Genomic DNA, 25884 nt, shown 5'->3' with positions numbered 1-25884 from the left:
ATTCCACCTGCTCCTGGGTGAAATCGATGGCCTCGCCGGCGGCAATGCGGACCTGCCATTCGACCAGGTCGATGCGTTCCCCGTCGATCCGGACGATTTCCTCGGTCACCGGGTGCTCGACCTGCAAGCGCGTGTTCATCTCCATGAAGAAGAATTCTTCCGGGTTCTCATCGGAGACCAGGAATTCCACTGTTCCCGCCCCCACATAGTCCACGGAGCGGGCGGCCGCCACGGCGGCCGCACCCAGTTCGGCGCGAATCCTGGCGCCGTGGGCCAGGTTTTCCAGCAGTGGCGCAGGAGCTTCCTCGATGACCTTTTGGTGGCGGCGCTGCAGGGAGCATTCGCGTTCGCCCAGGTGCACCGTGTTTCCGTGCCTGTCGGCTAGGACTTGCACCTCGATGTGGCGCGGGTTGCGCACCAGGCGTTCAAGGAACAGCGTGTCGTCGCCGAAGGCGCTTTTTGCGGTACGCCGCGCGCTGGCCAGGTTTTCGGGCAGGTCTTCGGCTGATTCGACGACGAACATGCCTTTGCCGCCGCCACCGGCGGAGGGCTTGATCAGGAGCGGGAAACCGATGTCCAGGGCCGCGGCTCCGAGCTGTTCGTCGCTCAGGCCGGGTTCGGCGATGCCCGGCACGACGGGAACACCGTGGGCGACCACATGGTTTTTGGAGCGGATCTTGTCGCCCATGAGATTGATGGATTTCACGTCCGGGCCGATGAACGTGATGCCGGCATCCTGCAGGGCTTGGCCGAAGTCGACGTTTTCGGAGAGGAACCCGTAGCCGGGGTGCACGGCCTGGGCGCCGCTGCGCCGGGCAGCATCCACGATTGCCTCGATGCTCAGGTAGCTTTCGGTGGCGGGGCCCGGCCCGACGCGCAGGGCAATGTCGGCCTCGGCAACGTGGCGGGCTCCTGCGTCGGCGTCGGAGTAGACGGCGACCGAGCGGATGCCCAGGGCGCGCAGGGTGCGGATGACGCGGACGGCGATTTCCCCGCGGTTGGCCACGAGCACCGTATGGAAGAGTTCGTTTTTCACGGTTGATCCGTTCTGGAATGGGGTTCTCATGGTGGGCTGTTACATCCGGAAGACGCCGAAGGAGGTCTCCGGCAGAGGCTGGTTGGCGCACACGTCCAGGGCCATGCCCAGGACCCGGCGGGTATCGACCGGGTCGATGACACCGTCATCCCAGATTCGCGCCGTGGAGTAGTAGGGGTTGCCCTGGGCTTCGTACTGTTCCTTGATGGGTTCCTTGAAGGCGTCCTCGTCGGCGGCATCCCAGCTCCGGCCAGCGCTTTCGATCTGGTCGCGCTTGACGGTGGCCAGGACGGAGGAGGCCTGCGCGCCGCCCATGACCGAGATGCGGGCGGCAGGCCACATCCACAGGAAACGCGGCGAATACGCCCGCCCGCACATCGAGTAGTTTCCCGCACCGAATGAGCCCCCGATGACGACCGTCAGTTTGGGGACGCGGGCGGTCGCCACGGCGGTGACCATCTTGGCGCCGTTTTTGGCGATGCCGTCAGCCTCGTAATCGCGCCCGACCATGAATCCGGCGAGATTTTGCAGGAAAACCAGCGGGATGCCGCGCTGGTCGCAGAGTTCGATGAAATGGGCGCCCTTGAGTGCGGACTCGGAGAAGAGCACGCCGTTGTTGGCGACAATGCCGACGTTGTGACCGTGGATGCGGGCGAACCCGGTGACCAGCGTGGTGCCGTAGTCGGACTTGAATTCGTGGAACTCGCTGCCGTCGACCACGCGGGCAATGACCTCGCGGACATCGTAGGGGGCGTTCACATCGGTGGGGACGGTTCCGTAAAGCTCGCTGGCATCCTCCAACGGTTCTGCAATCTGTGCCGCGATGTCCCAGACCGGTTCCGGCGACGGAGGCAGGGTTTCAATGATGTTCCGGACTATCGACAAGGCGTGGGCATCGTTTTCGGCCAAGTGGTCCACCACCCCGGAGGTCTTGGCGTGCAGGTCTCCGCCGCCGAGTTCCTCCGCGGTGACGATTTCGCCGATGGCCGCCTTCACCAGGGGAGGGCCGCCCAGGAAGATGGTTCCCTGGTTGCGGACGATGACGGTCTCGTCGCTCATCGCCGGGACATAGGCGCCGCCGGCGGTGCAGGAGCCGAGGACGGCGGCTATCTGCGGGATCTTGCGCGCCGACAGATTGGCCTGGTTGTAGAAGATCCGCCCGAAGTGGTCGCGGTCGGGGAAGACCTCGTCCTGCATGGGCAGGAACGCACCACCCGAGTCGACCAGGTACACGCAAGGCAACCCGTTTTCCAGCGCGATTTCCTGGGCGCGTAGGTGCTTCTTGACGGTCATCGGGAAGTAGGTGCCGCCCTTGACCGTCGCGTCGTTGGAGATCACCAGCACGTGGCGTCCGTGCACCAATCCGATTCCGGCAATGACTCCGGCACCGGGGCACTCCCCGCCGTACATCTCTTCTGCCGCAAGGGGCGCGATCTCCAGGAAGGGGGAGCCCTCGTCGAGGAGGGCGTTGACGCGTTCACGGGGCAGGAGCTTCCCGCGATCCAGATGGCGCTGGCGAGATTTCTCCGAGCCCCCCAGAGCCGCCCGTGCCAGTCGGGTACGCAATTCCTGTACGAGCCCCGATTGGCGCTCTGCATTCTGCACAAATCCTGGGTCGGTCGTATCAACGCTGCTGATCAGTGTTTCCACGGTTTCTCTTTCGTCGCGGGGGGGTATGAGGGGATGGGGAAAGTTCTTGGGGGTGCTAGGAAGCGTTTGCGCGTACCTGCACGGGATCGGGTTCGCTGTCGAGCCGGCGTGGGGCAACGACGAAGTCGACGCCGTCCAGGGCGGTGCTGTCCACGGCGAGAATTCGGTAGGCCATGTTGACGAAGTACTGCTGCACCTCTTCAAGCCGCAAGCGGCCATCCTGTCGGAACCAGTGAGCGACACCGGTCCCCATTTCCATGAGTGCCAGCCGCGCCATGGTGAGGTCGTCAGTGTTGAATGCCCCGACCCGGACGCCACGTTCGAGAACCTGGGTAAAAAGAGCCTCATACTCATCGCGGAGCTCCTGCATGGCTGGACGATTGGCTTCGGAGAGGGCGCGCATTTCATATTCGGCCACCCTGGCCGTGAGCTGATTCGTGCCGGTGAGCCCAACGTGTGATGACACCAGGAATGCCAGTTGGATGGCTGGTTCGGCGCTGCCACGCAGTGCCTCGGAACCGGATCGAATCATCTCGTTGAGGCAATCGCGCATGATGCTCACCAGGAGGTCTTCCTTGCTCCCGACATAGTGGTAGAGCGTTGCCGAGTTGATGCCTGCGGCCGCCCCGAGATCACGAATCCCGGTGGCAGCAAAGCCGCGGGCGGCAAAGAGCGAAACCGCTGCTTGCTGGACCTTGCCCAAATTCATGGTGGGGGCTCTTCCTTGTATGGAAATATCTTGTCCCAATCAATCGATTGGGTAATACTCAACAGTAAAGCTCAGAAGCGAGCTGAGTGTCAATCAGTTGATCGGGAATCGTTTGGGCCTAGGTGAATCCCGACGCGGCCCCACTTGCCATGTGATTGCGCGATAAGGAGTGCGCATTGCCGGGTCACGCGTCAGGACGCCGCATGGCTGTGTTGCCGATGTTTCAGAAATAGGCCATTTGTCGATTTGGGGAGTGGGCTTGGCGGCTTCCACCGCTAGGACCCCTCTCCACGGGCACGAGGAGCGGGCTTAGATCTAAACGCTAAGAAAAGAAATCGATCGATTGATATTGCGGGCGGATTTCCGCCTCCTGCCATCTACTCCGGCACGGATTCCAGAACCACGGCTGCAGCTGCATTCACGGACGGCCTCTTCGGTTCGAGTGAGGTGGGGTTGGGCCTCACGTCCCCTTATGCCGGCCTTCGCGGCCGGCGTAGTCGCCGCTTACGGATGCGACGGTGTCCTCGGAGCTCGGCCGCAGAACCATGTTGAGCTCAAGCTGCTTCCGAACATAACGCGCGAACGATGAACGATCCGTTTGTTTGACAGACATGCAAATGTACGTACAATTATTTCAATCGTGATCGTCATCACAGGATCGGCTAGATATCCTGCTCGAAACTCGGGTCGGCAAAAGCATTTTCTCGTCGTTATCACCGGTCAACTCGGAAAGACCTTTCCGACATGACCAGCGCTGCCCTCAACGGTCACTTCCCCCGCCCTTTCGGCGAAAGCGCCTCTGCACTCAGGGGCGGACCACATTGCACAAATTGGAGTTCTTGTGAGAAATGCAGTTGATTCAACACTGATCTCTCGCCCATCTCGGGCGAGCCGTCAGATGGTGCCCGACATTGGAAAGCCTCGAGCGAAGTGGCCCCCGTCTTTAGCCGTGCGTGAGACTCTTGTGGTCCGTGGATATCAGCTTCTGTTGGCTCTGGCTTGGTTGGGCATGTGGCAGCTGACTGCCTCTCAGAAGTGGCTTGATCCAATACTTTCGAAGTCGCCGGGTCAATCCTGGGATTACCTAGTGACCGCGGCAAAATCCGGAGAGTTGTGGTCTAACACCCAAGCGACTCTCACTGCAGTACTTATCGCATGGATTTTGGCCAGCGCGGTAGGCATCGTGGCCGGAGTCGCCCTCGGACTGCTTCCACGTGTAGAACGTGTTATCAGTCCATTCTTCGATGCCGCAAATGCAATGCCGCGCATTGCACTCGCGCCGCTGTTCATCGTGGCGTTAGGCATCAATACTTCGGCAAAGGTCGCACTCGCCTCCACGTTGGTTTTCTTCATCGTCTTCTCGGGCGCGCGTGCGGGAGTAAAGTCTAGCGATTCTGAGCTGCTCCGCTTATCAATAGTTTTAGGAGCTAAGAAGCAACAGATATTCACAAAGATATTCATACCCGTTGCCACCCCGGCGGTGTTCGCGGCGCTCCGTCTCGGCCTCATCTACTCGCTGCTTGGCGTTGTCGCATCGGAACTGATTTCAGCGCGAAATGGACTGGGACAACTCATCGCCGCCTACTCCGCCACATTTCGGATGGAAGCGGTTTACGCGATCTTGTTGCTACTGGCTGCGGTGGCGGTCCTGCTCAACCAACTAATGGGACTCGCCGAGAGGCGGTTGCTGCGGTGGCAGCAGCCGACTTCCCGATGATTTCACCCCATGTGCCGAGTCCAGAGAGATTACCCATGACTATGACCATTGATCCCGCTACGTCAGGCTTCCCACATACTGCGAACGCCATTGTTCTTGATAACGTTTCCGTAGCCTATACCTCACCGGATGGTGGGACTCGTACCGTACTCTCCAACATTGACCTGGAAATCCCCTCAGGCCAATTCACTGCGCTTGTCGGCCGAAGCGGTTGCGGCAAAACATCCTTGCTCAACCTGGTTGCGGGCCTTGTGGATCCCTCCCGTGGGACAGTCGAGGTGGCGGGCCGCAAGCCTCGAGACGCTCGCGGTCAACTTGGTTTCATGCTGGCACGCGATGCATTGCTTCCATGGCGCAGCGCGATACGCAACGTCGAGTATGGACTTGAGCTTCGCGGAGTCGGCAAGCTCGAACGCCGTGCGGTTGCAGCACGTTGGCTTGACGCGGTTCACCTCTCGGGCTCCGAAGACTTATGGCCTTGGCAGTTATCGCAAGGAATGCGCCAACGAGTTGCGCTTGCGCGTACGTGGGCCTTGGACCCCGCCGTGCTTTTGATGGACGAACCATTCGCTGCCCTTGATGCCCACACAAGAGTCTCAATCCAAGAGGAGTTCCTGAGGCTCTGGCAATGCAACGAGCAGCGAAGCGTTGTCTTTGTGACGCACGACCTAAGTGAAGCAATAGCCCTCGCTGATCGAGTCGTGCTCCTTGGCGACGGGCAAATTTTGGACGACGTGATGGTGGACATCGAACGACCTCGAGATCTTGAGTCGGTTGCGACTGATCCACGCTTTGTCGAGTTGTTTATGAGGCTTCGCGAAAGCCTCAAATGATCAAGCTCGACACTTTTCAGCCCATCAAACCGATTGACAATAGGAATGGAACCACTTTGAGCATCAAGAGATCAAGAAGGGGCATTGCTGCGGGGCTTACCGTCGCACTTGCAGTCATCTCGCTGACCGCCTGTGGCGGTTCATCCTTAGGCGGCACTGCCAATGGCGATGGTTCGGACAAATTGACGGTCGGCAGCATCGCGAATAACGCGGTCGCACTGCCTCTGCTTATCGCTGTAGAGCAGGGCTTTTTCGAGGATGCGGGCCTCGAGGTGGAAGTTGTCAACGCGAAGTCTGGCCCGGAGGTCACTGCAGGGCTCATAGGCGGCACATTCCAGATCGGCTTTGCCAATCCACCCACCGCTATGCCCGCCATGAAGCAAGGCCAGGATCTAGTGGCCCTCCCACCGTTTGAGGATTTGGACTGGAAAATCGTCGCCACGTCTGCCAGTGGCATCACTGATCTCAAGTCATTGAAGGGAAAGAAGCTCGGTGTAACAGCCCGGGGCAGTGCGACAGAATCGTTCGCCCGTGAGGTCTTGAAAGATGGCGGCGTGGACCCCGATTCGGTGACTTATATCGCAGCGGGTCTCAGCCAGACCCAGGCACCGGCGCTTCGCAGCGGAGCATTCGATGCAACGGTGCTGCCGTATTCCAGCGGGGCTGTAATTAGCGCACAAGGAATCGAGCTGACGACGCTCGCCGATTCGCTCAACGGCACTGCGGGAGATATCGGTAAATCCGGACTTGCGGGTTTTTGGATGACCACCCGCTCGACCATGGAGAAGGACGCGAAAGCTGTAAAGGGTTTCTGTCAGGCAATGGCTGCGTCAACGAAGTGGCTGGCATCTGATGCAAACAAGGCGGCTGGCACAGCCCTAATTGCAGATTTTCTAAAAGTATCACCTGATGTTGCCTCCATTACGTGGGATGCTGTACAACCCACATTCCATGACCAAATTGACGCCAGTCAATGGTCGAAAAATGCAGAATGGGTGCTCGGAAGCGACGACGGGTTGTCTTTCGAAAATAATGTGAGCACGACGTGTTCATGACGAATTCAGGAGGCCTTCCTCTGTCAGGGATCAGAGTCGCCGATTTCGGTCAGTTTATAGCGATTCCGAGCGCTACTCAGCAGTTCGCGGAGATGGGTGCGGATGTAATTAAAGTTGAGCCGCCGGGAGGGGAAATATCGCGCAACCTGGGCATGTTTGGCGAGTCGATGTTGCGCGGCTCCAACCGTGGAAAACGGTCGATTGTTCTGGATCTTAAACATCCGCGGGACGTCGCGGTTGCCGAGCGGTTGATCGCCAGCTCTGACGTCGTCTGCCATAACCTGCGGCCTGGGACCATGGAACGCTTGGGATTTGGTGTCGAGCGAGTGCGGGGACTCAACCCAGGAATTATTAATGTTTCGGTCACAGGTTACGGTCCGCATGGCCCCTCAGCTACACGGGCTGGTTTGGACATCGCCGCACAGGCAGAAAGTGGCCTGATGTCGGTGACGGGAGAAGCGGACGGAGATCCTCAGCGAGTAGGGGTGGCCATCGTTGATCAGACGACCGCGTACCTTGTGGTTCAGGCAGTCCTCGCGGCGTTGCTGCGCCGAGAGCGAACTGGTCTTGGCGACGATATTCAGATCGCGCTGCTCGACACGGCGATCCATATGCAGACCATGAATTGGATGCAGCAGGATGTCACAGGCGTTCCCGCGCGGCGCAAGGGAAATGGCCAACCAAATATGGCGATGGCCGCTGAGGTCTTCAAAGCGTCGGACGGACACTTCGTGCTCAGCGCATACAAACAAGAGCATTTCGCCCGCTTATGCGAAGTTATTGGACGTCCCTCGATGGTGCACGACGAGAAGTATGCCGATGCACGAGGGCGTCTTATCAATCGTCGCGAGCTCCTTGACATCGTTGGATCTGCATTCTCCGACCGACCGGTTCAAGAGTGCGTGAAGGTTTTGTCCGAGGCAGGACTAGTTTCAGCCGTGATCCGGGCGTACGAAAATGTCCTGACTGCAGCAGATGTCGTCGATAACGAGACATTTGTGCAGGCGACCGCCGTAGATGGAACATCATTCTCAGTGCCGGTCCCGCCGGCAAGGTCATCGCTATTCGATCCAGCCGTAGTTGGAGGTCGAGTCCCGGCCTTGGGAGAACATACGGCAGAAATCCTTGCCGAATTAGGTCTCGAAAATGCCGTGGCGGCCGGCCATGAATGAATCTGTTTCCTACGAGTCGACCGGAGATGTTGCGACAATCACGATTCGGCGTGCCAACAAGTTGAATGCGCTGAATGAGGATGTGGTTCGCGGCCTGCAGGAGGCGTGGGTCCGCTTCGAATCATCCAATGACCGAGTTGCTGTCCTGACTTCCGAAGGGGATCGGGCATTTTGCGTCGGCGCGGATCTCGGTGCCCCACCAGAAGCTCCGTGGCGAGCATTTCCAAATGTTGGAGCCCGTGTCACGAAGCCCGTTATCGCTGCGGTATTCGGCCATTGTGCCGGCGGTGGCTATATGTTGCAGCAATACTGCGACCTCACCGTGGCCGCGGACAACACATCCTTCAGCTATCCGGAGGCCAAGGTCGGGATCACCGGAGGTTTGTGCGCCACTGTCGTGTCGCGCATACCCCACAAGATTGCCATGGAGTTCCTGCTGATGGGGGAGTCGATCACGGCGCAGCGGGCCTATGACGTTGGCATGATCAACCGCGTCGTCTCGCCCGGTTCGGAACTCCGGGTGGCAACCGAGATGGCAAGGACGCTGGCTTCATACGCACCGCTTGTGACGTCACTCATCAAGAAGTTTGCGGACGCCGTCATCCCTCTCAGCCCGGCCGAACAGCAAGCGCACGCCCAACGAGAAATAACCCGGGTGTTACAGAGCCGCGACGCCAAGGAAGGGAGACAAGCGTTCGAGGAACAACGTCCCGCTAACTTTCAGGGGTCCTAGTTGTTCCGCCGGTAGGCGTCTTGTCCAGCGCGTCCTTCGGGGCCAGCCGGTGGCCCCAGGCCAAGGAAATAGGTGCCTCACGCACCTGCCTGCGAGCATCGGTGGGTGAAACGCTGCGCGAGTATGGCGAGGACGGGACGGAGGACTGTCCCACACGACCACGCTCATGTCCTGAAGCGACACCGGGGACTAACCTCGATTTTTCATCGGCTACCGACAGGCCGCTGGTTCCATGATTTTCCCGGGATCGGCGGCCTGGGTGGTTTTCGGGCATGCAGGGATGGCCACGTCGTGGGCTTGGACGCCGGGTTCCACCTCCCGGTGAGCGGGTGTTTTTCGTCTCGAAGGGATTCACTCTGTCCTGTCTCAGCACATCGTGGACACTTTGACCCCGTTGTTTCTGCGACAGTCGAAGAATGACCAATGCCCTCCCACCGCGCGTGCGTGTCCTGATCATCAACCCACCCCGACGCCCTGACGATCAGTGAATTCTGCAAAACACAGAAAATCTCCCGCAGCATTTTCTACATGATCCGCGCGCGAGCCTCCAACGAATCCGCAGCGGCATTGTACCCACGCTCTGGTAAATATTTGCTTCTGTGGGGACCAGCAATATTGCCAGTGGGCACCATTCCGGGAAAACGCGAATATTCTCCGTGGGAGCCACCAGTGGCATTGTTGGGAGCCACTTTGCCATCGATGGGTGGCCGTTCCCGTGACTTCATGCCGTCCGCCCTCTGTGCAGGCTGGTCAACCGCGTCCATCCGCGGGCTAATCCAGCACGGAAGCAAGGCCAATCGGCAGAGCATCGAGATGCTGCAGCAGACGGGTGACCATGAATCTGACGCCGACCAGAGACAGGCGCCAGCAACAGTAAGTATGACCGTTTTCCAGATTAGCTGCCTGCTTCCATGCAGGAGTCAGGTGTCCGCGAGTGTAAACGCTGCTGAGCATCCGGAGTTCACAGGGGTAGGATCGGTTTATTGGAAAGCTACAGGCCTAGTTCTGCCGCCTACATGGCTGGTGGACGCCGCCGGTACTGGATTTCCCGGAATACACGGGATGATCGTTGAAGGACACTGTGGAAACCCCACCTCATAAGACCGCAAGCGCTGGCGAAGCTCAGATTCCTCTATGGCAGTCAATCCAAAACGACCTGATGGACAGGATTCGGAGGGATGAGTTCGACGAGAGCTTTCCCGGCGAATTCGCCTTGGCCGATGAGTACTCAGTCAGTCGGGCTACCATTCGTACTGCACTGGGTCCGCTGAGACGTGCCGGGCTGATCTCAGCTCAGCGCGGCCGGCCTTCCGCTCTGGTAAACGTTAAGGATGAGCAACGTTTCGGTCCGGTCTACAGTCTGTTCGCCGCGGTGGAAAATGCCGGCATGACGCAGCGCAGTGAAGTGGAAACGGCTGATCTTCGCACCAGCCCGGCGGCCGCGGCTCGTCTTGGCTTGGATCCAGCAGAACGGCTCGTTTACATTTCCCGTACCCGCTACGCCGATGAAGAGACAATCGCGGTGGACAAGGTGTGGCTTCCTGCCTCCAAGGCTGCAGCCGTCCTGGACGCGGATCTAACACATACGGCCCTCTATAGTGTCCTGAGCCAGCTCTGCAACATCACTCTTAGCGGCGGCAGCGAAACGCTTCATGCCATTACGACCGACGCCGACCAATCCCAACAGCTTTCCTGTCCGGTCGGCACCGCAGCTTTCTTCATTGAACGTGTGGGACTCGCCCTAGGCGAACCGGTGGAATGGCGCGAAACCCTCATCCGGGGCGACCGATTCACTGTTACCACTTCCTATCCTCCCGTCGTCTCCGCAGTCCAACAGCGCTGACCACGGTCACAAACCCAACTTTTTCGTATAGCTCTTCCGCCCAGCACCAAATGTACGTACATTAGATCTATGTGCATTAGATGGGCGGTGCCCTTATGGGGCGTGCGCGCTCTTCAGGTGCCGGATATCCGTAGCTGCCATCGGAGCGAGTAGGAGTTGTGATTCATGGGCATTCATCGGCGGATTCTCATCAGTGGAGGTGGTAATGCTGGATTTAGTGTTGCGACCCCCCTCAGACATCAGGGCCAGACCGATATCGGGATCATTGAACCCGGTGAAAAGCACTGTTACCAGCCGCTTCGGACGTTGATCGGCGGTGGACGTGCCGATGCACACGAGCTTGTCCGGCCACAGGCATCGGTGATACCGCAGGGTGTTGCCTGGATCAAGGACGCCGCCACCGACGTGCACCCGGACGCGTGCACCGTTTCCCTGGAACCGGGGCAACCGTGAGGTACGAGTACCAGGTGGTGGGTCCGGGAATCCAGCTTGAATGGGACAAGATTCCGGGATGGGAGAGCGCTCTTGCCACGTCCACGGTGTCAAGCAACTACCGTTTCGATCTGGCCCCCAAAACCTGGGACATGATCCGCAGCCTGCGGTCCGGGACGGCGGTTTTCACGATGCCGTCCGCTCCGATCAAATGCGGTGGCGCCCCCCAAAAGATCGCGTATCTTGCCGCCGACTACTGCCGGCAGCAAGGAGTCCTGAACGACATCCGCGTGGGTCTGGTCTTGCCGACCCCCGGCATGTTCGGGGTGAAGGCGTTTGCCGACGAACTCGAGAAGGCCGTCGCCCGGTACGGCATTGAAGTGCGCAAGAGCAGCGAAATGACCCGGGTTGACGGTGCCACGAAGACCATCACGGTAGGACTGTGTTGCCGGGACCAGCGAAGAAATCCGCTACGACCCGCTGCATGCCGTTCCCCGCAGCCTGCCCCTGACTGTATCAAGAACACGATGCTGGCCGATCCCAAAAATCCGCTCGGTTATGTGCAGGTGGACAAACACACACACTGCAACACACCTGCTATCCCAACGTCTTCGCTTTGGGGGATGCAGGGTCAAGCCCGAACTCCAAAACCGGGGCAGCCATCCGCAAAGAGGCTCCGGTTCTTGTCGATAACCTGCTGTCCGTGAAGGATTCGGCGGCACCTGCCGCCAGGTACGGCGGCTACGCCTCCTGCCCGCTGACTACGGCCAGAAACAAGATGCTCCTGGCCGAGTTCGACTACACCATGAAGCCCACCCCCAGCATCCCTTTGATTGATACCACGCATGAACGTCGGGACATGTGGCTCCTCAAACGCTACGGGCTGCCTTATATGTACTGGAACCTCATCCTCAAAGGGCGTGCCTCAAACGTCCGACCCCTAATCATCTAGGAGAACCCCATGCTCATCGAGCGCATCTATGACCAGGACCTTGCCCAGGCCAGCTACGTTATCGGCTGCCAGCGTACGGGTGAAGCGGTCGTCGTCGACCCCCGTCGGGACATTGCCGTCTATCAGTCTGTCGTTGCGGCCAACGGCATGAAAATCACTGCCGTGACCGAAACCCACATCCACGCGGACTACCTCTCGGGCACCCGTGAGCTGGCCGCCGCGACCGGTGCCACCATTTATGTCTCCGGCGAGGGCGGCCCGGACTGGCAGTACCGGTTCGCCAGTGAACGGCTCTATGACGGCGACAAAATTACTGTCGGAAACATCAGAGTCCAGGCCCTGCACACTCCCGGGCACACACCGGAGCATCTCTCCTTCTTGGTTACCGACGGCGCATTTAGCGACCAGCCGGGCTATCTGCTCTCCGGAGACTTCGTCTTCTCGGGAGATCTGGGCCGGCCGGACCTTCTCGATGAAGCAGCCGGCGGCATCGATACCCGGTTCCAAGGGGCGAAGCAGATGTTCGCTAGCCTCCGGGACAAGTTTCTGGCCCTTCCGGACTATGTCCAGGTCCACCCCGGTCACGGAGCGGGCAGCGCCTGCGGCAAGGCTCTGGGCACAATTCCCTCCACCACGGTCGGCTATGAACGGCTCTATGCCTGGTGGGGTCCCTATCTGGCTGCGAACGATGAGGAAGGTTTCGTTCAAGAGCTTCTGGACGGACAGCCGGATGCGCCCTTCTACTTCGGCCGTATGAAGAACCAGAACCGGCAAGGTCCGGCGGTGATGGGCGAACGGGCACTGCTGCCGGAGCTCGATCTTGAAACCGTCGCGAAAGACCTCGAAAACGACAAGGTGATCTTCGTGGATACCCGGCCCAACACGGAGGTGCACAAGGGCACCGTGAGCGGTGCCCTCAACATCCCGGCGGGCAAGAGCACTGCTACATATGCGGCCTGGGTGGTGGATCCGGAGCGGGAAGCACTGCCTTTGGTGTTGCTGGCGGACGGGCAGGAAGAGGCACAGGAATTGTGGGACCGTCTGGTGAGGGTCGGTATCGATACCGTGCAGGGATACGTTACCGGCGTTGACGGGTTGCCGTTGAGCATCCCGCGCTTGATCCAGCCCGAGGATGTCGACGGCTTTGAGGCGGCCATGCTGCTGGACGTCCGGGCAAAAGGCGAGCACACAGCCGGTCACATACCCGGTTCCGGGCAGCTGCACGGCGGCCGCGTTCTGTGGAATTTGGACCGGCTGCCCCGTGAAGGGACTATCGTCACGTACTGCCAGAGCGGGGTGCGCAGTTCTGTCGTAGCCAGTGCCCTGCGTCGCCAAGGCTATGACGTGGTCGAGCTTAAGGGCAGCTACATCGCCTGGGCAGCGCGGGAAGATTCCGTAACAGCGTGAAACTTCATTCCAATCCTCCTGCGCAAAGACGTCACCCAGCCAGACTCCGGGTCGCAGGATACGCGCCCAAGCGTCTCTTTGCCGCCGGCCTCCCTATCGGAAGTATCTGCGAACCTATAGTCCTTGCTTCCTGCTTGCTGTCGTCTGCCCTCTGGCCGAGACAGCCCGCGTCTCTGCTCAGCGGAGGTCGGCGCTGATGATCGCCGCGTTGGCATTTGGTTTGTTGGTGGGGGGCCTGCTTGGGCTGGTGGGTGGCGGTGGATCCATTCTGGCGGTACCGGTGCTGGTTTACGGGATGGGGATGCCGCTTGCTGCCGCCATTCCCAGTTCCTTGGTCGTTGTTGGCGCTTCCTCTGCCGTAGCTGTTCTCCCCCGTATCCGTCATGGGCTCAATTGGCGCCTGGCTCTCATCATTGGTGTAACCGGAGGCATTACTGCCTATGGTGGCTCTGCTGTGAACCGGGTTCTGGACCAAAAAACCCTCCTTCTGGTGTTCGCTGCCATTATGATCGCCGCAGGGGTCAGAATGTTCATGTCGTCCAAGTCCGGCACGGGAGATTGCTACAGCCGCGAAGGCAGTGTCCGCTGGCGCCGATGCCTGCCCAAGGCCGTTGCCATTGGCGTGGTTGTCGGTTTCCTCACCGGGCTTCTCGGTGTCGGGGGCGGCTTTCTGATCGTCCCGGCTCTGGCACTTGTCTTGGGCCTGCCCATGACCCTTGCCATCGGAACGTCTTTGGTCATCATCGTCATCAATTCAGTTGGCGGGTTCATCTCTCACCTGGGCAACCTTGAGTTCGACTGGAGCGTCACTGCGGCTTTCGCCGTCGCTGCCATGGCGGCATCCCTGCTCGCCGGACGGGTTGGACGCTCACTTCCGGAAAAATTGCTCAAGCGCGGATTCGCCGTACTCGTCCTGCTCGTCGCAGTCTATGTAGCGTTTCAAGCCCTCACCGGGTAATACCAGGACAGGCAGCAGGACATGCCAAGCGGCAACTCAACTCCGTTGGATCCTTGGTGCAGCTTGGGGCTGTCCTGTGCGCGGTGGCCGGGACGCGTTGAAACGCTTTTGCTCACACTTGAATCAATGGGTGACGCATCATATGCTCCCCACAGGATCCCAGCAGTTCCAGGGCCCCAGGGCAATTGCCGGACGCCCCGCTGGCGCGGTGCGTCCGGCAGTTGCCCTGATTTCCCTTCGGTGAATCAGGGACCGATCTTCGGAGTTTATGGCCCGACACCAAGGTCACAAGCCCCTGGCTGTGCTGCGGGGCCAGCCCGGAAAATTCTGTATCCGGCGCTGCGCCTATTTCCGGACAAACAATCTTAGTCCATCGTTGGCGTCGTCGTTTCTCGCAGAGCGTGTGCGCGCTCTTGCAGCGTCCGCTTGACCACTGGATAGCGGGCGATGCTGATAATGACGCCGACACCAACCCACACCGCGCAGGCGATCCAAGCCCGGGCATCAAAGTAGTCCAGGAGCAAGTATCCCTGATATGCCGAGAGCAGCACGGCAACGACCGCGATGGTGTAATGCAGCCCCTTGTTGAGCTTGAAAGGTGCTGTTTCGTGCAGCTGCGGCATCTTGTGTCGCATGATCAGCGAGCAAATAACGATGACCATGAACATGACCTGTACGAACACCGACGCTGCAGTGCCGATCATGGAAATGTCCACTCCAACCATCGCCGGGATGACGCCCAGGAAGTAAAGGATCAGCAGTAGCCAGTGGGGTGTGCCGAACCGTTTGTTGACCGCACCCATCTTCCGCGGAAGCCACCCATCGTCGCTGGCGGCCAGCAGTCCCTTGGGTCCCCAGGAGAACTCGGAGTTCATGGTGCTGATCAGTGCCACCATGGCGCCTGCCAAGATAAAGAACAGCCACAGTCCATGCGGCAGGAATTCTGCGGCCACAGTGGACAGCGGCTGGCCAGCAACCTCAGAGATTGGCAGGACGCCGACCGCCGGCAGGGCCACAAGAACATAGAGCACGCCGACCAGCCCCGTGCCCCCAATCATGGCCAACGGGATGTCGCGTCCGGGGTTCTTCATTTCCCGTCCCAGTTCGGCCACGCCGAAGGCGCCGCCCGTGGCGAAGGACAGCAACGCCGCAGCGCTCAGCAATGGCACCAGGCCCTCTGGCATGACCTCGGGGTAGATCTCCCAGTTCACTTTTGACATGCCGTAAAAGGCGAACACCAGGAACCCGGCCAGCATGGTGACCATGAAGACGACGCCGAGTCTGGCGGAGAAGAGCGAACCGGCAATGTTGGCAAGGAAGAAGATCGTCACGAGGGATACCGCAACCCAGACCGGGTTAAACCAGGGATTGACGGCGTTCAAGTAGGCACCGGCCGCAAGGCCGTAAAGGCTCAGGGAGGTTCGTCCCAGAACCATCAGCCAAGCCAGGAGGAATCCGACGCGGGGATGGATAAGGGTTGCCGGCCATGTGTAGATTCCGCCGACGGTTGGATAGGCCGCGGCGAGTGCGGCATATGGGACCGAGCTGATGATCACGACGATGACAGCGAGCACGTAGGCGATGGGCACGCCTCCGCCGGTCATCGCTATGGCGACACCAGTGAGCGAAACAATGCCGCCGCCCAGGATCTGGTTCACCGAGATGCTCATGGCTCCGGAAAGGCCAATGGTCCGTTTGAGATTGTCTTGATTCCGGGCAAGCGCGGCCGGAACGGATTCCGTGCCCTGAGTGCCAGGGGAAGATAGAGATGCCATTGCGAAGTGTGCAGCCGTTCTGTCTTGGAATGGTGCCGCTGTGCCAGCGGCGTGAGGTACAACGCAAGAAAATATGCAGGGTGGGCCTGCCCGAATAACTCAATGGCTTTCCGGCGTTTCCGCGAGAATCGGTGCGGTGGTCGAGGAGCGACCGATCCAAGGCCCGTGGGCGGCGGCTCGAGTAGGCCGACCGGCTGTCATGCATGGGTCCCCGACAGGGCGACGTCCGGAGGCCGTGGATACCGCTAAGGTAGTCGCCCGTTGACGGCTGTGAGGATTCGATGGATCGCTTCGTCCACCGTGGAACGCGGGCAGCCAAGATTCACGCGCATGTACCCGCGGCCCTCGAGTCCGAACTTCTGCCCCTTGTCCAGCCAGACCCGTGCCTTGGTGAGCATGAATTTGTCCAACGCTTCGGCATCCATCCCCAAACCGCGGCAGTCCATCCACGCCAGGTAGAGGGAATCTGCGGGGAGCACCTGGATCCCCGGCGCAGCGGTGTTGATCGCGTTGGCGAAGCGGGCGTGGTTGCCTCGGAGGTAGGTGAGCATCTCCTCCAACCACGGTTCCCCGTGGGAGTAGGCGGCTTCGGCGGCTACCATGCCGAGCACGTTGACAAACGGGGCAAGATTGCGCTCGAATTGCCGAACAAGCTCCTTGCGGAGCTTCCGGTTCGGGATGATCGCATTGGCGCTTTGCAGCCCTGGGAGGTTGAACGTCTTACTTGGGGCAACGCAGGTGATGCTGTTTTGCGCGAACCTCTCCCCCAATGAAGCGAAGGGGGTGTGGCGCTTGGCAGGATTGATGATCAGGTCGCCATGGATCTCGTCGCTGATGACGATGACGTCGTGGCGGGCACAGATCTCCCCCATGATGCGCAGTTCCTCCTCGCTCCACACATTCCCCGTGGGGTTGTGAGGATGACTGAGGATGAACAACTTGGTGTCCTCGCGAATGGCCTTTTCGAAGACACTGGCGTTGAACCGGTAGCCCTCCTCCGTACGATCCAACGGGGCAAGTGCTAGGTGGCGGCCGTTCTGCACAATGTCGTCGTGAAAGTGTGAGTACACGGGCGGCTGGATCAGGACCGAATCCCCCGGCGCTGAGAATGCTTGCACCGCAGTCTTGAGCGTGGTGAGAATCCCGGATGTCGGGACGATCCACTCCGGTGCCACATCCCAGCCAAATCTCCTGTCCTGCCAGCCAATCAGGGCTGCACGGTAATTGTCGGTTGCCCCTCCCGGGTAGCCGAATACGCCGTGGTCTACGGCCGCCTGTAGTGCATCAATGACGGGCTGTGGCGCTCTGAAATCGGTGTCGGCAACCCACATTGGCAATGGTTCGGCGGCGGCCTCGTCCGGTGCCAACAGCTTGTGCGCCATTGACCATTTATAGGAATTGGTTACGCTGCGGTCGATGACCTCGTCAAAAGGCCCATGATCCCCATTCGTCCTTGTTGGCCGCTTATGCGCCAAGGTCTCACTGCTCATTTCCATCTCCCCATCGAGTGCTTTTGTGTTACCACTCACAGTAGGAGAATATGCAGGCAAGATGTTCTTCACTTTCGTAATACTCTTGCCTCGGTGCAGTAGGATTTCGTGAATGGACGCCATAGATCGCGAAATTCTTGCCCGCCTCCAAGGGGACGGTCGAATCACGCTCACCGATCTTGCACGCCACGTGCAGTTAAGCCTGTCGCGCTGCCAGCGCCGCGTCCGAGACCTTGAAGCTGCCGGCGTCATTCAGGGCTATCGCGCAGTGGTCAACCCCGGCGAAGTCGGCTTGCAGTTTGAGGCCATCGCCTTCGCGACGCTGAACCGCGCCACCGGGGTAACTGCGTTTGACGATGCACTGGCAGAGGTTCCGGAGATCATCGAGGCCCAGCGGCTCTTCGGTGTGCCGGACTACATCTTGCGCATAGTCGCTGCCGACCAATCGGCATACCAGCGCCTCTATGACGAGGTACTGATCAAACTTCCGGGCCTCAGGAGCCTGAAATCGACCATCGTGATGAAGCAATCGGTGGCGCTTCGCGCCTTGCCGCTTAAGCGCGCCGCCAAACGGTAGACGAACCCGGCAATGCCCAGGAGTACGGAGGTGTCCCCGTAGGAGGGTCAGCGATGGGTTGCGGCGTTTTGCATCACGTTTACGGTGAAGGTAGCGTGGGATGTTCGTTCGGATGCGCTGTCCCCCAGGTGGCCGCCGGACGGGATACGAGCCCTCAGCTTCTGTGCCTGCCCCCAAGGCGTGCGGTCGTGGGGGTTTTCCTTTTGGGGCCCGAACGGCGCATCCGGGGGCGGTAGATCCCTCAGCTAGGGTGCAGCGTGACGCCGCCCCGGGGCCGCGGCGTGGGGTTCGGCGACCAGGTAATCCTGGACGGCCAGGGCGGGAACCCAGTAGGACCGGCCGAAGCGGACCGTCGGGAGCTCCCCCTCGTGCACCATCCGGTGCCCGTCATTTTTGACACGCGCGTCGCCAGGGCCACCTCGGTCACCGCCAGGTAGTGGGCATCCTCAAAGCTTTTCAGGTCAATCATTTCGTCCCCTATCAATGATGTCCATCGCTCCCAGCGACGGTGGCTACCATGGGTCACGCCTGACTTGTTCCGGAATGAGGTTTCAGGAACTGTAAAACCGGAAGAAAACAGCCCGTCTGTACCGTGACCGAGGCCCGCCTGGATCTCTGGAATGGTCCGGTGCCGGGCCTGTTCCGGCCAAGATGCGGTGGACAGAGCCCTTCCCGGGGAAATGTCGCGGTGGCGGATCGGTCTATAGGACAAGCGCGGGGCCGCTTGCAATCCTGAGTACCTCCACGACGTACCGCCGAATGCACACCTGGTCGAACGCGACTTTTGCACTCGCTCGGGTGAGTGCGTAATGTAGGGCGTTCGCCCGGAAGCGCCGTCCCCCAAGAGGCCACCGGGCGGGATAACCAGCCCCCGCGTCCGCGCTTTCCCCCAAGGTGTGCGGCCGTGGGGGCTGTCCCTTAAATCCGTGGCTAGCCCCGCGACCACATGGGCACGGCAAAAGATATTTCCTTCGGTCTTTTCCCGCACACAGGTGGACGCCGGGACCCCACCGACCGCGTGCACACCACCGCCAGGTTACGTTCCGCCCTGAATCCCGCCTGCCGCTGCCGGCGATCATGCACACGCTCCCAATCGTCGTGGGTTTCGGCGTCGTTCCCGTGGTCCAAGACGCTCCCGCCCGGCCCACCTGTTGAGGGACCGGGTTATTTGGCATGGACCACGAGTGTGCAGCGGGACCAGGGCTCGCGCTCGTGATGACGTGAAAAATGGGAATCAACAATTTAGTCACAAACCAAGTACGAAACATGTATGCTGGACCCACGACCCTGAAACGGGTCCAAGCCCACCGAGGGGAATGCAGCATGGATCGGCCGGAAAGACTGGACGGCGCGGAGGAACCACGCATGGTCCCCGAGGGCGTTTCTCTGGGCTATGCCCGTGCCTGCACCAGGGACCACGACCTGGAGAGCCAGCGCCAGCAACTCATCGCCGCAGGCTGTTATGACGTGTATGCAGACCAAGGGAAGCCAGGGGCAACCGTGGTGCGCCCAGAACTGGATGCCTGCCTGCGTGCCATGCAGCCGGGCAACACCTTGGTGGTCACCCAGCTGGATCGATTGGGCCGCACCGTGCGCGGCCTGGCTGAACTGCTCGACACGCTCAAGGAACGCAAGATCGCCTTCCGCTCCCTGGCCGAAGGCATCGACACCACCACGATGCAGGGACGCATGATGTTCGGGATCATTGCCTCGGTGGCCGAGATGGAGCGCGAACTGATCCGCGAACGCACCATGGCCGGTCTGGGGGCGGCCACCGGCAAGGGAGGCCGGCCCCCACGCTTGCAACCTCATGATGTGCGCGAGGCACGCAGGCTGAGAGAGCACGAAGAGTGGTCGCTTGACCGCATTGCGGAGAAATTCGAGGTCAGTCGATCAACGATCATTCGTGCGCTGCGCCAGGATGGGCTGGCCGGGGATGGATACGCTGGTAAGAAACCAGCAATCTCACCCCGGGAGACGACACGTGGCCAGAGCGCGCAAAACCCAGGTTCAGGGCCAAATATCCCTGGATGATTTTCTCTTTCCAGAACCCGAGGAGGTTCGTGATGAACACATACGGCAAGTTCGCACAGAACGCGTGGAAGACCCTGGCCCCGAGCCAGTACGAACTGATAGTGGACCCGGAAGCCTGGTTCACGAACCTGGGGGAGGAAGCGGAGAACAGCGTGGACAGTCTGCAGGTGCAGATCGCTGGACCCGATTCGCCGGGGGAGACCTATTTGGAGAAGGTCGGGAGGTTGACGGGCGCGAAGATGCAGGCGGAGGAAATCGTGAGGGCCGAGATGTTGACCCCACAGCCGGAGGACTTGGAGGAGGAGCCGGACGAGGACGAGGAACCGAGCACGATGGGCGTCTATCTGGAATACATGAAGGAAGTGAACCGGCTTCACCGCGAGACCCTGGAGGAATTGCAGCAGGAAGAGATGGGACACGACCTGAACCAGTAGAAACGCTCTCACGGTTCATTCCAGTCAACCAGGATGCCTTGGCACCCTCGGGCGCCAGGGCGCGGTTCCGCGCCAACCTTGAAGCCTTGCGCACCTTGCGCGGGCTACAAGAGGCCGAGCGTGAGGCCAGCGCATCGGAGAAGGAAATCCTGGCCCGGTGGGGCAGCTGGGGAGCCACCGGGGTGGCAGAAGTCTTTGACGAAAACCGCCCCGAATATGCCGAGGATCGCGCAGAGTTGCGCGAACTCCTCACCGAGGCCGAATACCGGGCGGCGAACCGCACGGTCATCAATGCCCACTACACCGACCCGGCACTGGCCACCGAGATCTGGCAGACCCTGCAAACCCTGGGCTTCGAGGGCGGCAATGTTTTGGAGCCAGGGTCCGGTGCTGGCACCTTCATTGGTTTGGCACCGGAGGGAGCCACCATGACCGGGGTGGAGCTGGACCCCATCACCGCAGGTATTTCCCAAGCTTTGTACCCAGGAGCCACGATCCGTACCGAGTCCTTTGCGGACTCGCAGTTCGGTTCGGCACGTTTCGATGCCACGGTGGGCAACGTGCCCTTTGGCCGGAACATCTTGCACGATACGACCCACAACCAGGGCCGGCACTCGATGCACAACCACTTCATCATCAAGTCCCTGGATCTCACCCGTCCCGGGGGTGTGGTGGGAGTGGTTTCCTCGGCCTTCACCCTTGATGCGCAGAATCCGGCCGCGCGACGGGAAATCTTTGATAATGCGGACCTTTTGGGCGCGGTGCGGCTGCCCAACGGGGCACACCGCAGGGCAGCCGGCACGGACGCACTGACCGATGTCCTGGTCTTCCGCCGCCGCCTGCCAGGAGAAGAACCAGGGAATGCAGAGTGGCTGGATTCCCGGCCCGTCGCCACCGCATCCGGGGCCGAAGCACGCATCAATAACTACTTCACCCAGAACTCGGACAAGGTCCTGGGGGAGATTGAAGTGGGCAACGGTATGTACGGCAACGCCACCGTGAACGTGCGGACCGATGACTTGCAGGCAGTCCCCGCACAGCTGCATGAGCAGTTGCAGGAGATTGCCACCACCGCCGTGGCCGCAGGCCGGGGGATGGGAGAAGACCTGCGCGCCGCCGAAGTGCAAGCAGCAGCGCGTATGCCGCAAACACCAGCCAGCGAACAGGTCGGGCACATCGCCGCGCTCGAGGATGGAACCTTCACCCAGGTCAGCTCTAACAGGGTCGCCGAGCCGCTGACAGTCCCCGCCACCCAACAGGCCGAACTGCGTTCCCTCCTTGGATTGCGCGACGGAGCACGCTTGGTCTTGAGCCTGGAAGCCTCCAACGTGGAGGACACCGATGAATTGGTGACCGCTCGCGCTGAACTGGCGACCAAATACGAGCAATACGCGGCAAAGTACGGGCCGATTAACCGGTTCGGTCAGCGGCGCACGGGACGCACGGACGAGCACGGGAATGACATCCTCTCCCGCATACAGCCGCGCGTCATGGCTACGCTGCGCAAAGACCCCTACGGCCCCTTGGTGTCAGCCCTTGAGTACTTTGATGAGGGAACCCAAAGTGCGGCCCCGGCAGCACTGCTGACCGAACGCCAGGTTCAGCCGCGCAAGCCCGTGCGCGGGGTGGACACCCCCGCCGAGGGCTTGGTCGTCACCCTGGATGCCGTGGGTGAAGTTGATCTGGAATATATTGCTTCCTTGCTGGGCACCGAACCAGCACAGGCGCGCGAAGCGCTGGGGGATTTGGTCTATGACGTTCCCGGTGAACCGGGGGTCATGGAGACCCGTGCCGAATACCTCAGCGGGGATATCCGCGAAAAGCTCGATGCCGCCACCGCAGCGGCAATCGATGACCCGATGTATCAGCGCAATGTCACCGATCTGCAGGATGTGCTGCCGCGTCCCTTGGGTGCGGATGAGATTGAGGCGAAGGTTGGTTCGGTCTGGATCGCCCCGGAAATCCATGCGCAGTTCCTTCGTGATCTGATCAAGGACCCGCGTGCCCATGTGGATAGGGCCAGTGGTGCGAACTGGGATGTGAAAGCCAGCAAGCAGACCTTCCAAGCGCGTAATGACTGGGGGACCCATCGGATGGCGGCAGGGGAAATTTTTAAGAACCTGCTGGAACAGCGACGGGTGCAGGTGACCGATCCGGACCCCGACGATGAAAAGGGCAACCGCCGTATCGTGAATCCGACCGAGACCACTGCTGCGCAGGAAAAGGCGCAGATGATCAAGGAGCGGTTCAGCGAATGGGTGTGGGAAGACCCCGCACGCACGGTCGTGCTGACCGATGAATACAACCGTCGTTTCAATTCTCTTGTGCTGCGTGACTACAGCATCGAGGGGGAACGGCTGACATTCCCCGGGTTGGTGCAGAGTTGGAAACCGCGCCCGCACCAGCGCGCAGCGGTGGCACGGATGATTTCCGAACCCTCGGTGGGATTGTTCCACGAGGTGGGGGCCGGCAAGACCGCCGAGATGGTCATGGGTGCCATGGAACTGCGCCGACTGGGAATGACGAACAAGCCGGCCGTCGTGGTGCCGAACCACATGTTGGACCAGTTCGCCCGGGAGTGGTTGCAAATCTATCCGCAGGCACAGATTCTTGCCGCGTCATCGGCAGACCTGAAAGGGGACAAACGCCGCGAGTTCGTGGCGCGTGCTGCGGCCAATGACTGGGACGCGGTCATCATGACGAGGAATGCGTTCGAGCGGATCGAGCTGTCTCCAGAGTCAGAAGAGAAGTACGTGATGCGGGAAATAGGTAAAAGTCGACGCGAGCTGGACGCTGCCAGCGCACGAGCGGCAGAACGTGGTGAAAAGTCGATGACAGTCAAAAAGATGGAGACGCGCCTCCAAGCCCAGGAAGAAAAAATGAAGGTTCTACGAGATCGACCCGTCGATCCGGGGATTACGTTTGAGCAGACCGGTATCGACTACCTGATCGTGGATGAGCTGCACGACTTCAAGAACCTGGAAACCCCGTCCAACATCAGTGATGCGGCCATTGATGGTTCCAAGCGTGCAGCCGACCTGCACGCAAAGGTCGACTACCTGCGCGAAACCCACGGAGACCGGGTGATCACCGGGGCCACGGCTACGCCGATTGCCAACAGTGTCACCGAAATGTATGTCATGCAGCGCTACCTGCGCCCGGACCTGCTGGAAAAGGCAGGGATCAACGACTTCGACACCTGGGCGGCGACCTTTGGTGAAGTGGTGTCGGAGATGGAGATGTCCGTAGCCGGCGGGGATAGCTTCAAGCTGAAAGAACGTTTCGCCAAGTTCCAGAATGTGCCGGAACTGTTGAAGATGTTCCACACTTTCGCGGACGTGAAGACCGCTGAAGACCTTCAGCTGCCGGTGCCTGATCTTGCTGCCCGTGAGGACGGGAAGCGACTGCCGCGGATGGTCATTGTGGAGCCCAGTGCAGAGCTGTCGGATTACATTGCCGATATCGGTGAGCGCGCAGAAGCGGTGCAGGCACGGCAGGTGGACCCTCGTGAGGACAATATGCTCAAGATATCCGGTGACGGGCGCAAGGCCGCACTGGATATGCGCTTGGTGGATCCGACCTTGGAGATGCTGGAGGCCTCCACGAAGACCGGGGCTGCAGCGGACGTGATTGCCGGGGTCTATGAGAAGACCAAAGAACGCATCTTCATGGATCCAAGCACGAAGGAGGACCATCCGACTCCGGGGGCCTTGCAGATCGTGTTCTGCGATTTGGGTACACCGTCGAAGGACTGGAACGTGTATGACCAGCTCAAGGACGACCTGGCCGCCCGTGGTGTGCCGGGAGAGAAGGTGCGCTTTATGCATGAGGCAAAAAATGATGCCGAAAAGGGCCGGCTCTTTGCCGCGTGCCGCAGTGGGGACGTTGCCGTGCTGATTGGCTCCACCCAAAAAATGGGTGTGGGAACGAACATCCAGAACCGTGCCGTGCACCTGGTGGATATGGATGCGCCGTGGCGTCCTGCTGATGTTTCCCAACGCCACGGACGAATCATTCGGCAGGGGAACCAGAATCCCGAGGTTGAGATTTCCCAGGTCGTTACCAAGGGATCGTTCGACACGTTCATGTGGCAAACCTTGGAGCGGAAGTCCAAGTTCATTGACCAGATCATGCGCGGCAAGCTCGACGTGCGCGAGATCGAGGACGTTGGGGAAAACACCTTGTCTTTTGCCGAGGTCAAGGCCATTTCCAGTGGCAACCCGTTGATCCTTGAGAAGTCGAAGGCCGAGCAGGAACTCTCCCGCCTGGAACGGCTCAGCCGTGCCTGGAACCGCAACCAGGCCTCGCTGGTGCACCGCAAGGACGGAGCGGAAACCAAGGGTCGCGTGCAGATCGACAACCTGCCCAAGCTTCAAGCGGCTGCAGCCCGAACTACCGGTGAAGTCGGCGGGGATTCTTTCGCCATGACCATCAAGGGCACACGCCACGACAAGCGCACCGACGCAGCCGAGGCCTTGGGCACGTGGGTCAAGGAGAACACGTCGTTCAGGCCGCCGATGCACGCCGAGCGGGACGCCGGAATCGCGGGAACCCTCGCCGGACACAACGTGCGCGTCGTGGAAGGGATGGGCATCCTGGGGGACATCAACTCATCCCCGGTTCGCTTCCACATTGACCAAGCCCCGGGGGTGTATGTGGAGGTCGGCCGAGAGACGGCGATGAACCCAAATGTGGGACTCATCCAGCGGCTGGAAAACCAGATCAATCGCCTGCCGCAGGCAGTGGTGAAACTGGAGAGCGCCATCGAGGAAACACGGCAGGAATATCGCGATGCCGCAGCAGCCTTGAGGGAACCGTTCAAGCACGCCGATGCACTACAAGTAGCCCGGTGGGATGTGGAGAGAATCGGTAGGCAGATGCGCGGGGAAGAGAACCCCCAGCCCACGTTCGATGCAGAGCTCAAGACCATGCAGAAGATCCAGCGTGCCAACTCGCCGGTCCCGGCTGGGACGCGGGGTTCAGCGCTGGCAACTGAGCCTGCGGTGGCTTCAACTAGGCGCGGCGCGAGCACTGTTGACCGCGCTGACATGGAGCGGTAAACGCAAGCACCACGGGT

General features: G+C 60.4%; 20 protein-coding genes and 1 pseudogene. 16 read left to right on the top strand and 5 right to left on the bottom strand.

The window, feature by feature from the left end; all coding sequences use genetic code 11:
• The 3 genes from JOF46_RS22055 to JOF46_RS22045 form a co-directional block, all read right to left on the bottom strand.
• The coding region (locus JOF46_RS22055) for an acetyl-CoA carboxylase biotin carboxylase subunit (protein ID WP_209912271.1) at positions 1 to 1066 on the bottom strand (1066 nt) is incomplete at its 3' end.
• Positions 1067 to 1075: 9 nt separating this feature from the next.
• On the bottom strand, positions 1076 to 2686 hold the full coding sequence (locus JOF46_RS22050; protein WP_209912269.1) for a carboxyl transferase domain-containing protein: 1611 nt from the start codon (positions 2684 to 2686) through the stop codon (positions 1076 to 1078).
• A 55-nt stretch (positions 2687 to 2741) separates the two neighbouring features.
• Positions 2742 to 3395, bottom strand: coding sequence for a TetR/AcrR family transcriptional regulator (locus JOF46_RS22045; RefSeq protein ID WP_209912268.1), 654 nt, complete (start codon positions 3393 to 3395; stop codon positions 2742 to 2744).
• A 949-nt stretch (positions 3396 to 4344) separates the two neighbouring features.
• Here JOF46_RS22045 and JOF46_RS22040 point away from each other — a divergent pair.
• From JOF46_RS22040 to JOF46_RS21995, 12 genes and pseudogenes are all read left to right on the top strand, one after another.
• Positions 4345 to 5112: an ABC transporter permease gene (locus JOF46_RS22040; RefSeq protein ID WP_209912266.1), complete on the top strand. Its 768-nt coding sequence runs from the start codon at positions 4345 to 4347 to the stop codon at positions 5110 to 5112.
• A 35-nt stretch (positions 5113 to 5147) separates the two neighbouring features.
• Positions 5148 to 5945: an ABC transporter ATP-binding protein gene (locus JOF46_RS22035; RefSeq protein ID WP_209912264.1), complete on the top strand. Its 798-nt coding sequence runs from the start codon at positions 5148 to 5150 to the stop codon at positions 5943 to 5945.
• Complete coding sequence (locus tag JOF46_RS22030; RefSeq protein ID WP_209912262.1) at positions 5942 to 7000, top strand: ABC transporter substrate-binding protein; 1059 nt, start codon at positions 5942 to 5944, stop codon at positions 6998 to 7000. The genes JOF46_RS22035 and JOF46_RS22030 overlap by 4 nt, the downstream gene beginning before the upstream one ends.
• On the top strand, positions 6997 to 8172 hold the full coding sequence (locus JOF46_RS22025; protein ID WP_209912260.1) for a CaiB/BaiF CoA transferase family protein: 1176 nt from the start codon (positions 6997 to 6999) through the stop codon (positions 8170 to 8172). The genes JOF46_RS22030 and JOF46_RS22025 overlap by 4 nt, the downstream gene beginning before the upstream one ends.
• On the top strand, positions 8165 to 8905 hold the full coding sequence (locus JOF46_RS22020) for an enoyl-CoA hydratase/isomerase family protein (protein ID WP_209912258.1): 741 nt from the start codon (positions 8165 to 8167) through the stop codon (positions 8903 to 8905). The genes JOF46_RS22025 and JOF46_RS22020 overlap by 8 nt, the downstream gene beginning before the upstream one ends.
• A gap of 416 nt (positions 8906 to 9321) precedes the next feature.
• Positions 9322 to 9487: pseudogene (locus tag JOF46_RS22015) on the top strand (IS481-like element ISAar27 family transposase); the annotation flags it as partial.
• Between the two features lie 577 nt (positions 9488 to 10064).
• Positions 10065 to 10748, top strand: coding sequence for a GntR family transcriptional regulator (locus JOF46_RS22010; RefSeq protein WP_209912256.1), 684 nt, complete (start codon positions 10065 to 10067; stop codon positions 10746 to 10748).
• A 165-nt stretch (positions 10749 to 10913) separates the two neighbouring features.
• Positions 10914 to 11201 carry an NAD(P)/FAD-dependent oxidoreductase gene (locus tag JOF46_RS22480; protein WP_245348774.1) on the top strand — a complete coding sequence of 96 codons (288 nt, stop codon included), beginning with the start codon at positions 10914 to 10916 and terminating at the stop codon, positions 11199 to 11201.
• Positions 11198 to 11887 (top strand): hypothetical protein, encoded by a 690-nt coding sequence (locus JOF46_RS22475; protein ID WP_245348773.1) that lies wholly within the window; start codon positions 11198 to 11200, stop codon positions 11885 to 11887. The genes JOF46_RS22480 and JOF46_RS22475 overlap by 4 nt, the downstream gene beginning before the upstream one ends.
• Positions 11884 to 12132 carry a hypothetical protein gene (locus JOF46_RS22470; protein ID WP_245348772.1) on the top strand — a complete coding sequence of 83 codons (249 nt, stop codon included), beginning with the start codon at positions 11884 to 11886 and terminating at the stop codon, positions 12130 to 12132. Before JOF46_RS22475 ends, JOF46_RS22470 begins: the two co-directional genes overlap by 4 nt.
• A gap of 9 nt (positions 12133 to 12141) precedes the next feature.
• A complete protein-coding gene (locus tag JOF46_RS22000) occupies positions 12142 to 13539 on the top strand; it encodes an MBL fold metallo-hydrolase (protein ID WP_209912254.1) in 1398 nt (465 codons plus the stop codon).
• Between the two features lie 196 nt (positions 13540 to 13735).
• Positions 13736 to 14497: a sulfite exporter TauE/SafE family protein gene (locus JOF46_RS21995; RefSeq protein WP_209912252.1), complete on the top strand. Its 762-nt coding sequence runs from the start codon at positions 13736 to 13738 to the stop codon at positions 14495 to 14497.
• Between the two features lie 365 nt (positions 14498 to 14862).
• Here the strand turns inward: JOF46_RS21995 and JOF46_RS21990 are convergent, their stop codons facing one another.
• Together JOF46_RS21990 and JOF46_RS21985 are read right to left on the bottom strand one after the other, a co-directional pair.
• Positions 14863 to 16272 (bottom strand): APC family permease, encoded by a 1410-nt coding sequence (locus JOF46_RS21990; RefSeq protein WP_209912250.1) that lies wholly within the window; start codon positions 16270 to 16272, stop codon positions 14863 to 14865.
• 245 nt (positions 16273 to 16517) lie between these two features.
• A complete protein-coding gene (locus tag JOF46_RS21985; protein WP_209912248.1) occupies positions 16518 to 17762 on the bottom strand; it encodes a MalY/PatB family protein in 1245 nt (414 codons plus the stop codon).
• Positions 17763 to 17874: 112 nt separating this feature from the next.
• Here JOF46_RS21985 and JOF46_RS21980 point away from each other — a divergent pair, with 112 nt between their 5' ends.
• The 4 genes from JOF46_RS21980 (at position 17875) to JOF46_RS21965 (ending at position 25867) form a co-directional block, all read left to right on the top strand.
• Positions 17875 to 18339, top strand: a complete 465-nt coding sequence (locus JOF46_RS21980) for an Lrp/AsnC family transcriptional regulator (protein ID WP_209912246.1) — start codon at positions 17875 to 17877, stop codon at positions 18337 to 18339.
• Between the two features lie 1365 nt (positions 18340 to 19704).
• The gene (locus tag JOF46_RS21975) at positions 19705 to 20373 is read left to right on the top strand and encodes a recombinase family protein (protein ID WP_209912244.1); all 669 of its coding nucleotides are present in this window, start codon (positions 19705 to 19707) and stop codon (positions 20371 to 20373) included.
• A 32-nt stretch (positions 20374 to 20405) separates the two neighbouring features.
• Entirely contained in the window at positions 20406 to 20807 is a 402-nt protein-coding gene (locus tag JOF46_RS21970) for a TnpV protein (RefSeq protein WP_209912277.1), read from the top strand.
• A 38-nt stretch (positions 20808 to 20845) separates the two neighbouring features.
• The gene (locus JOF46_RS21965) at positions 20846 to 25867 is read left to right on the top strand and encodes a helicase-related protein (RefSeq protein WP_209912242.1); all 5022 of its coding nucleotides are present in this window, start codon (positions 20846 to 20848) and stop codon (positions 25865 to 25867) included.
• The last annotated feature ends 17 nt before the right edge of the window (positions 25868 to 25884 follow it).

It is taken from the genome of Paeniglutamicibacter psychrophenolicus (assembly GCF_017876575.1).
GTDB lineage: Bacteria > Actinomycetota > Actinomycetes > Actinomycetales > Micrococcaceae > Paeniglutamicibacter > Paeniglutamicibacter psychrophenolicus.
This window is presented reverse-complemented; position numbering and strand designations above follow the sequence as displayed.

Bases quoted from the DNA above. Each gene is read 5' to 3' on its own strand.
- JOF46_RS21975 (WP_209912244.1), top strand. From the start codon at position 19,705: ATGGTCCCCGAGGGCGTTTCTCTGGGCTATGCCCGTGCCTGCACCAGG.
- JOF46_RS21985 (WP_209912248.1), bottom strand. From the start codon at position 17,762: ATGAGCAGTGAGACCTTGGCGCATAAGCGGCCAACAAGGACGAATGGG.
- JOF46_RS22010 (WP_209912256.1), top strand. From the start codon at position 10,065: ATGGACAGGATTCGGAGGGATGAGTTCGACGAGAGCTTTCCCGGCGAA.
- JOF46_RS22020 (WP_209912258.1), top strand. From the start codon at position 8,165: ATGAATGAATCTGTTTCCTACGAGTCGACCGGAGATGTTGCGACAATC.
- JOF46_RS22045 (WP_209912268.1), bottom strand. From the start codon at position 3,395: ATGAATTTGGGCAAGGTCCAGCAAGCAGCGGTTTCGCTCTTTGCCGCC.
- JOF46_RS21990 (WP_209912250.1), bottom strand. From the start codon at position 16,272: ATGGCATCTCTATCTTCCCCTGGCACTCAGGGCACGGAATCCGTTCCG.
- JOF46_RS22030 (WP_209912262.1), top strand. From the start codon at position 5,942: ATGATCAAGCTCGACACTTTTCAGCCCATCAAACCGATTGACAATAGG.
- JOF46_RS21970 (WP_209912277.1), top strand. From the start codon at position 20,406: ATGAACACATACGGCAAGTTCGCACAGAACGCGTGGAAGACCCTGGCC.
- JOF46_RS22025 (WP_209912260.1), top strand. From the start codon at position 6,997: ATGACGAATTCAGGAGGCCTTCCTCTGTCAGGGATCAGAGTCGCCGAT.
- JOF46_RS21980 (WP_209912246.1), top strand. From the start codon at position 17,875: ATGGACGCCATAGATCGCGAAATTCTTGCCCGCCTCCAAGGGGACGGT.
- JOF46_RS22480 (WP_245348774.1), top strand. From the start codon at position 10,914: ATGGGCATTCATCGGCGGATTCTCATCAGTGGAGGTGGTAATGCTGGA.
- JOF46_RS22035 (WP_209912264.1), top strand. From the start codon at position 5,148: ATGACTATGACCATTGATCCCGCTACGTCAGGCTTCCCACATACTGCG.
- JOF46_RS22000 (WP_209912254.1), top strand. From the start codon at position 12,142: ATGCTCATCGAGCGCATCTATGACCAGGACCTTGCCCAGGCCAGCTAC.
- JOF46_RS21995 (WP_209912252.1), top strand. From the start codon at position 13,736: ATGATCGCCGCGTTGGCATTTGGTTTGTTGGTGGGGGGCCTGCTTGGG.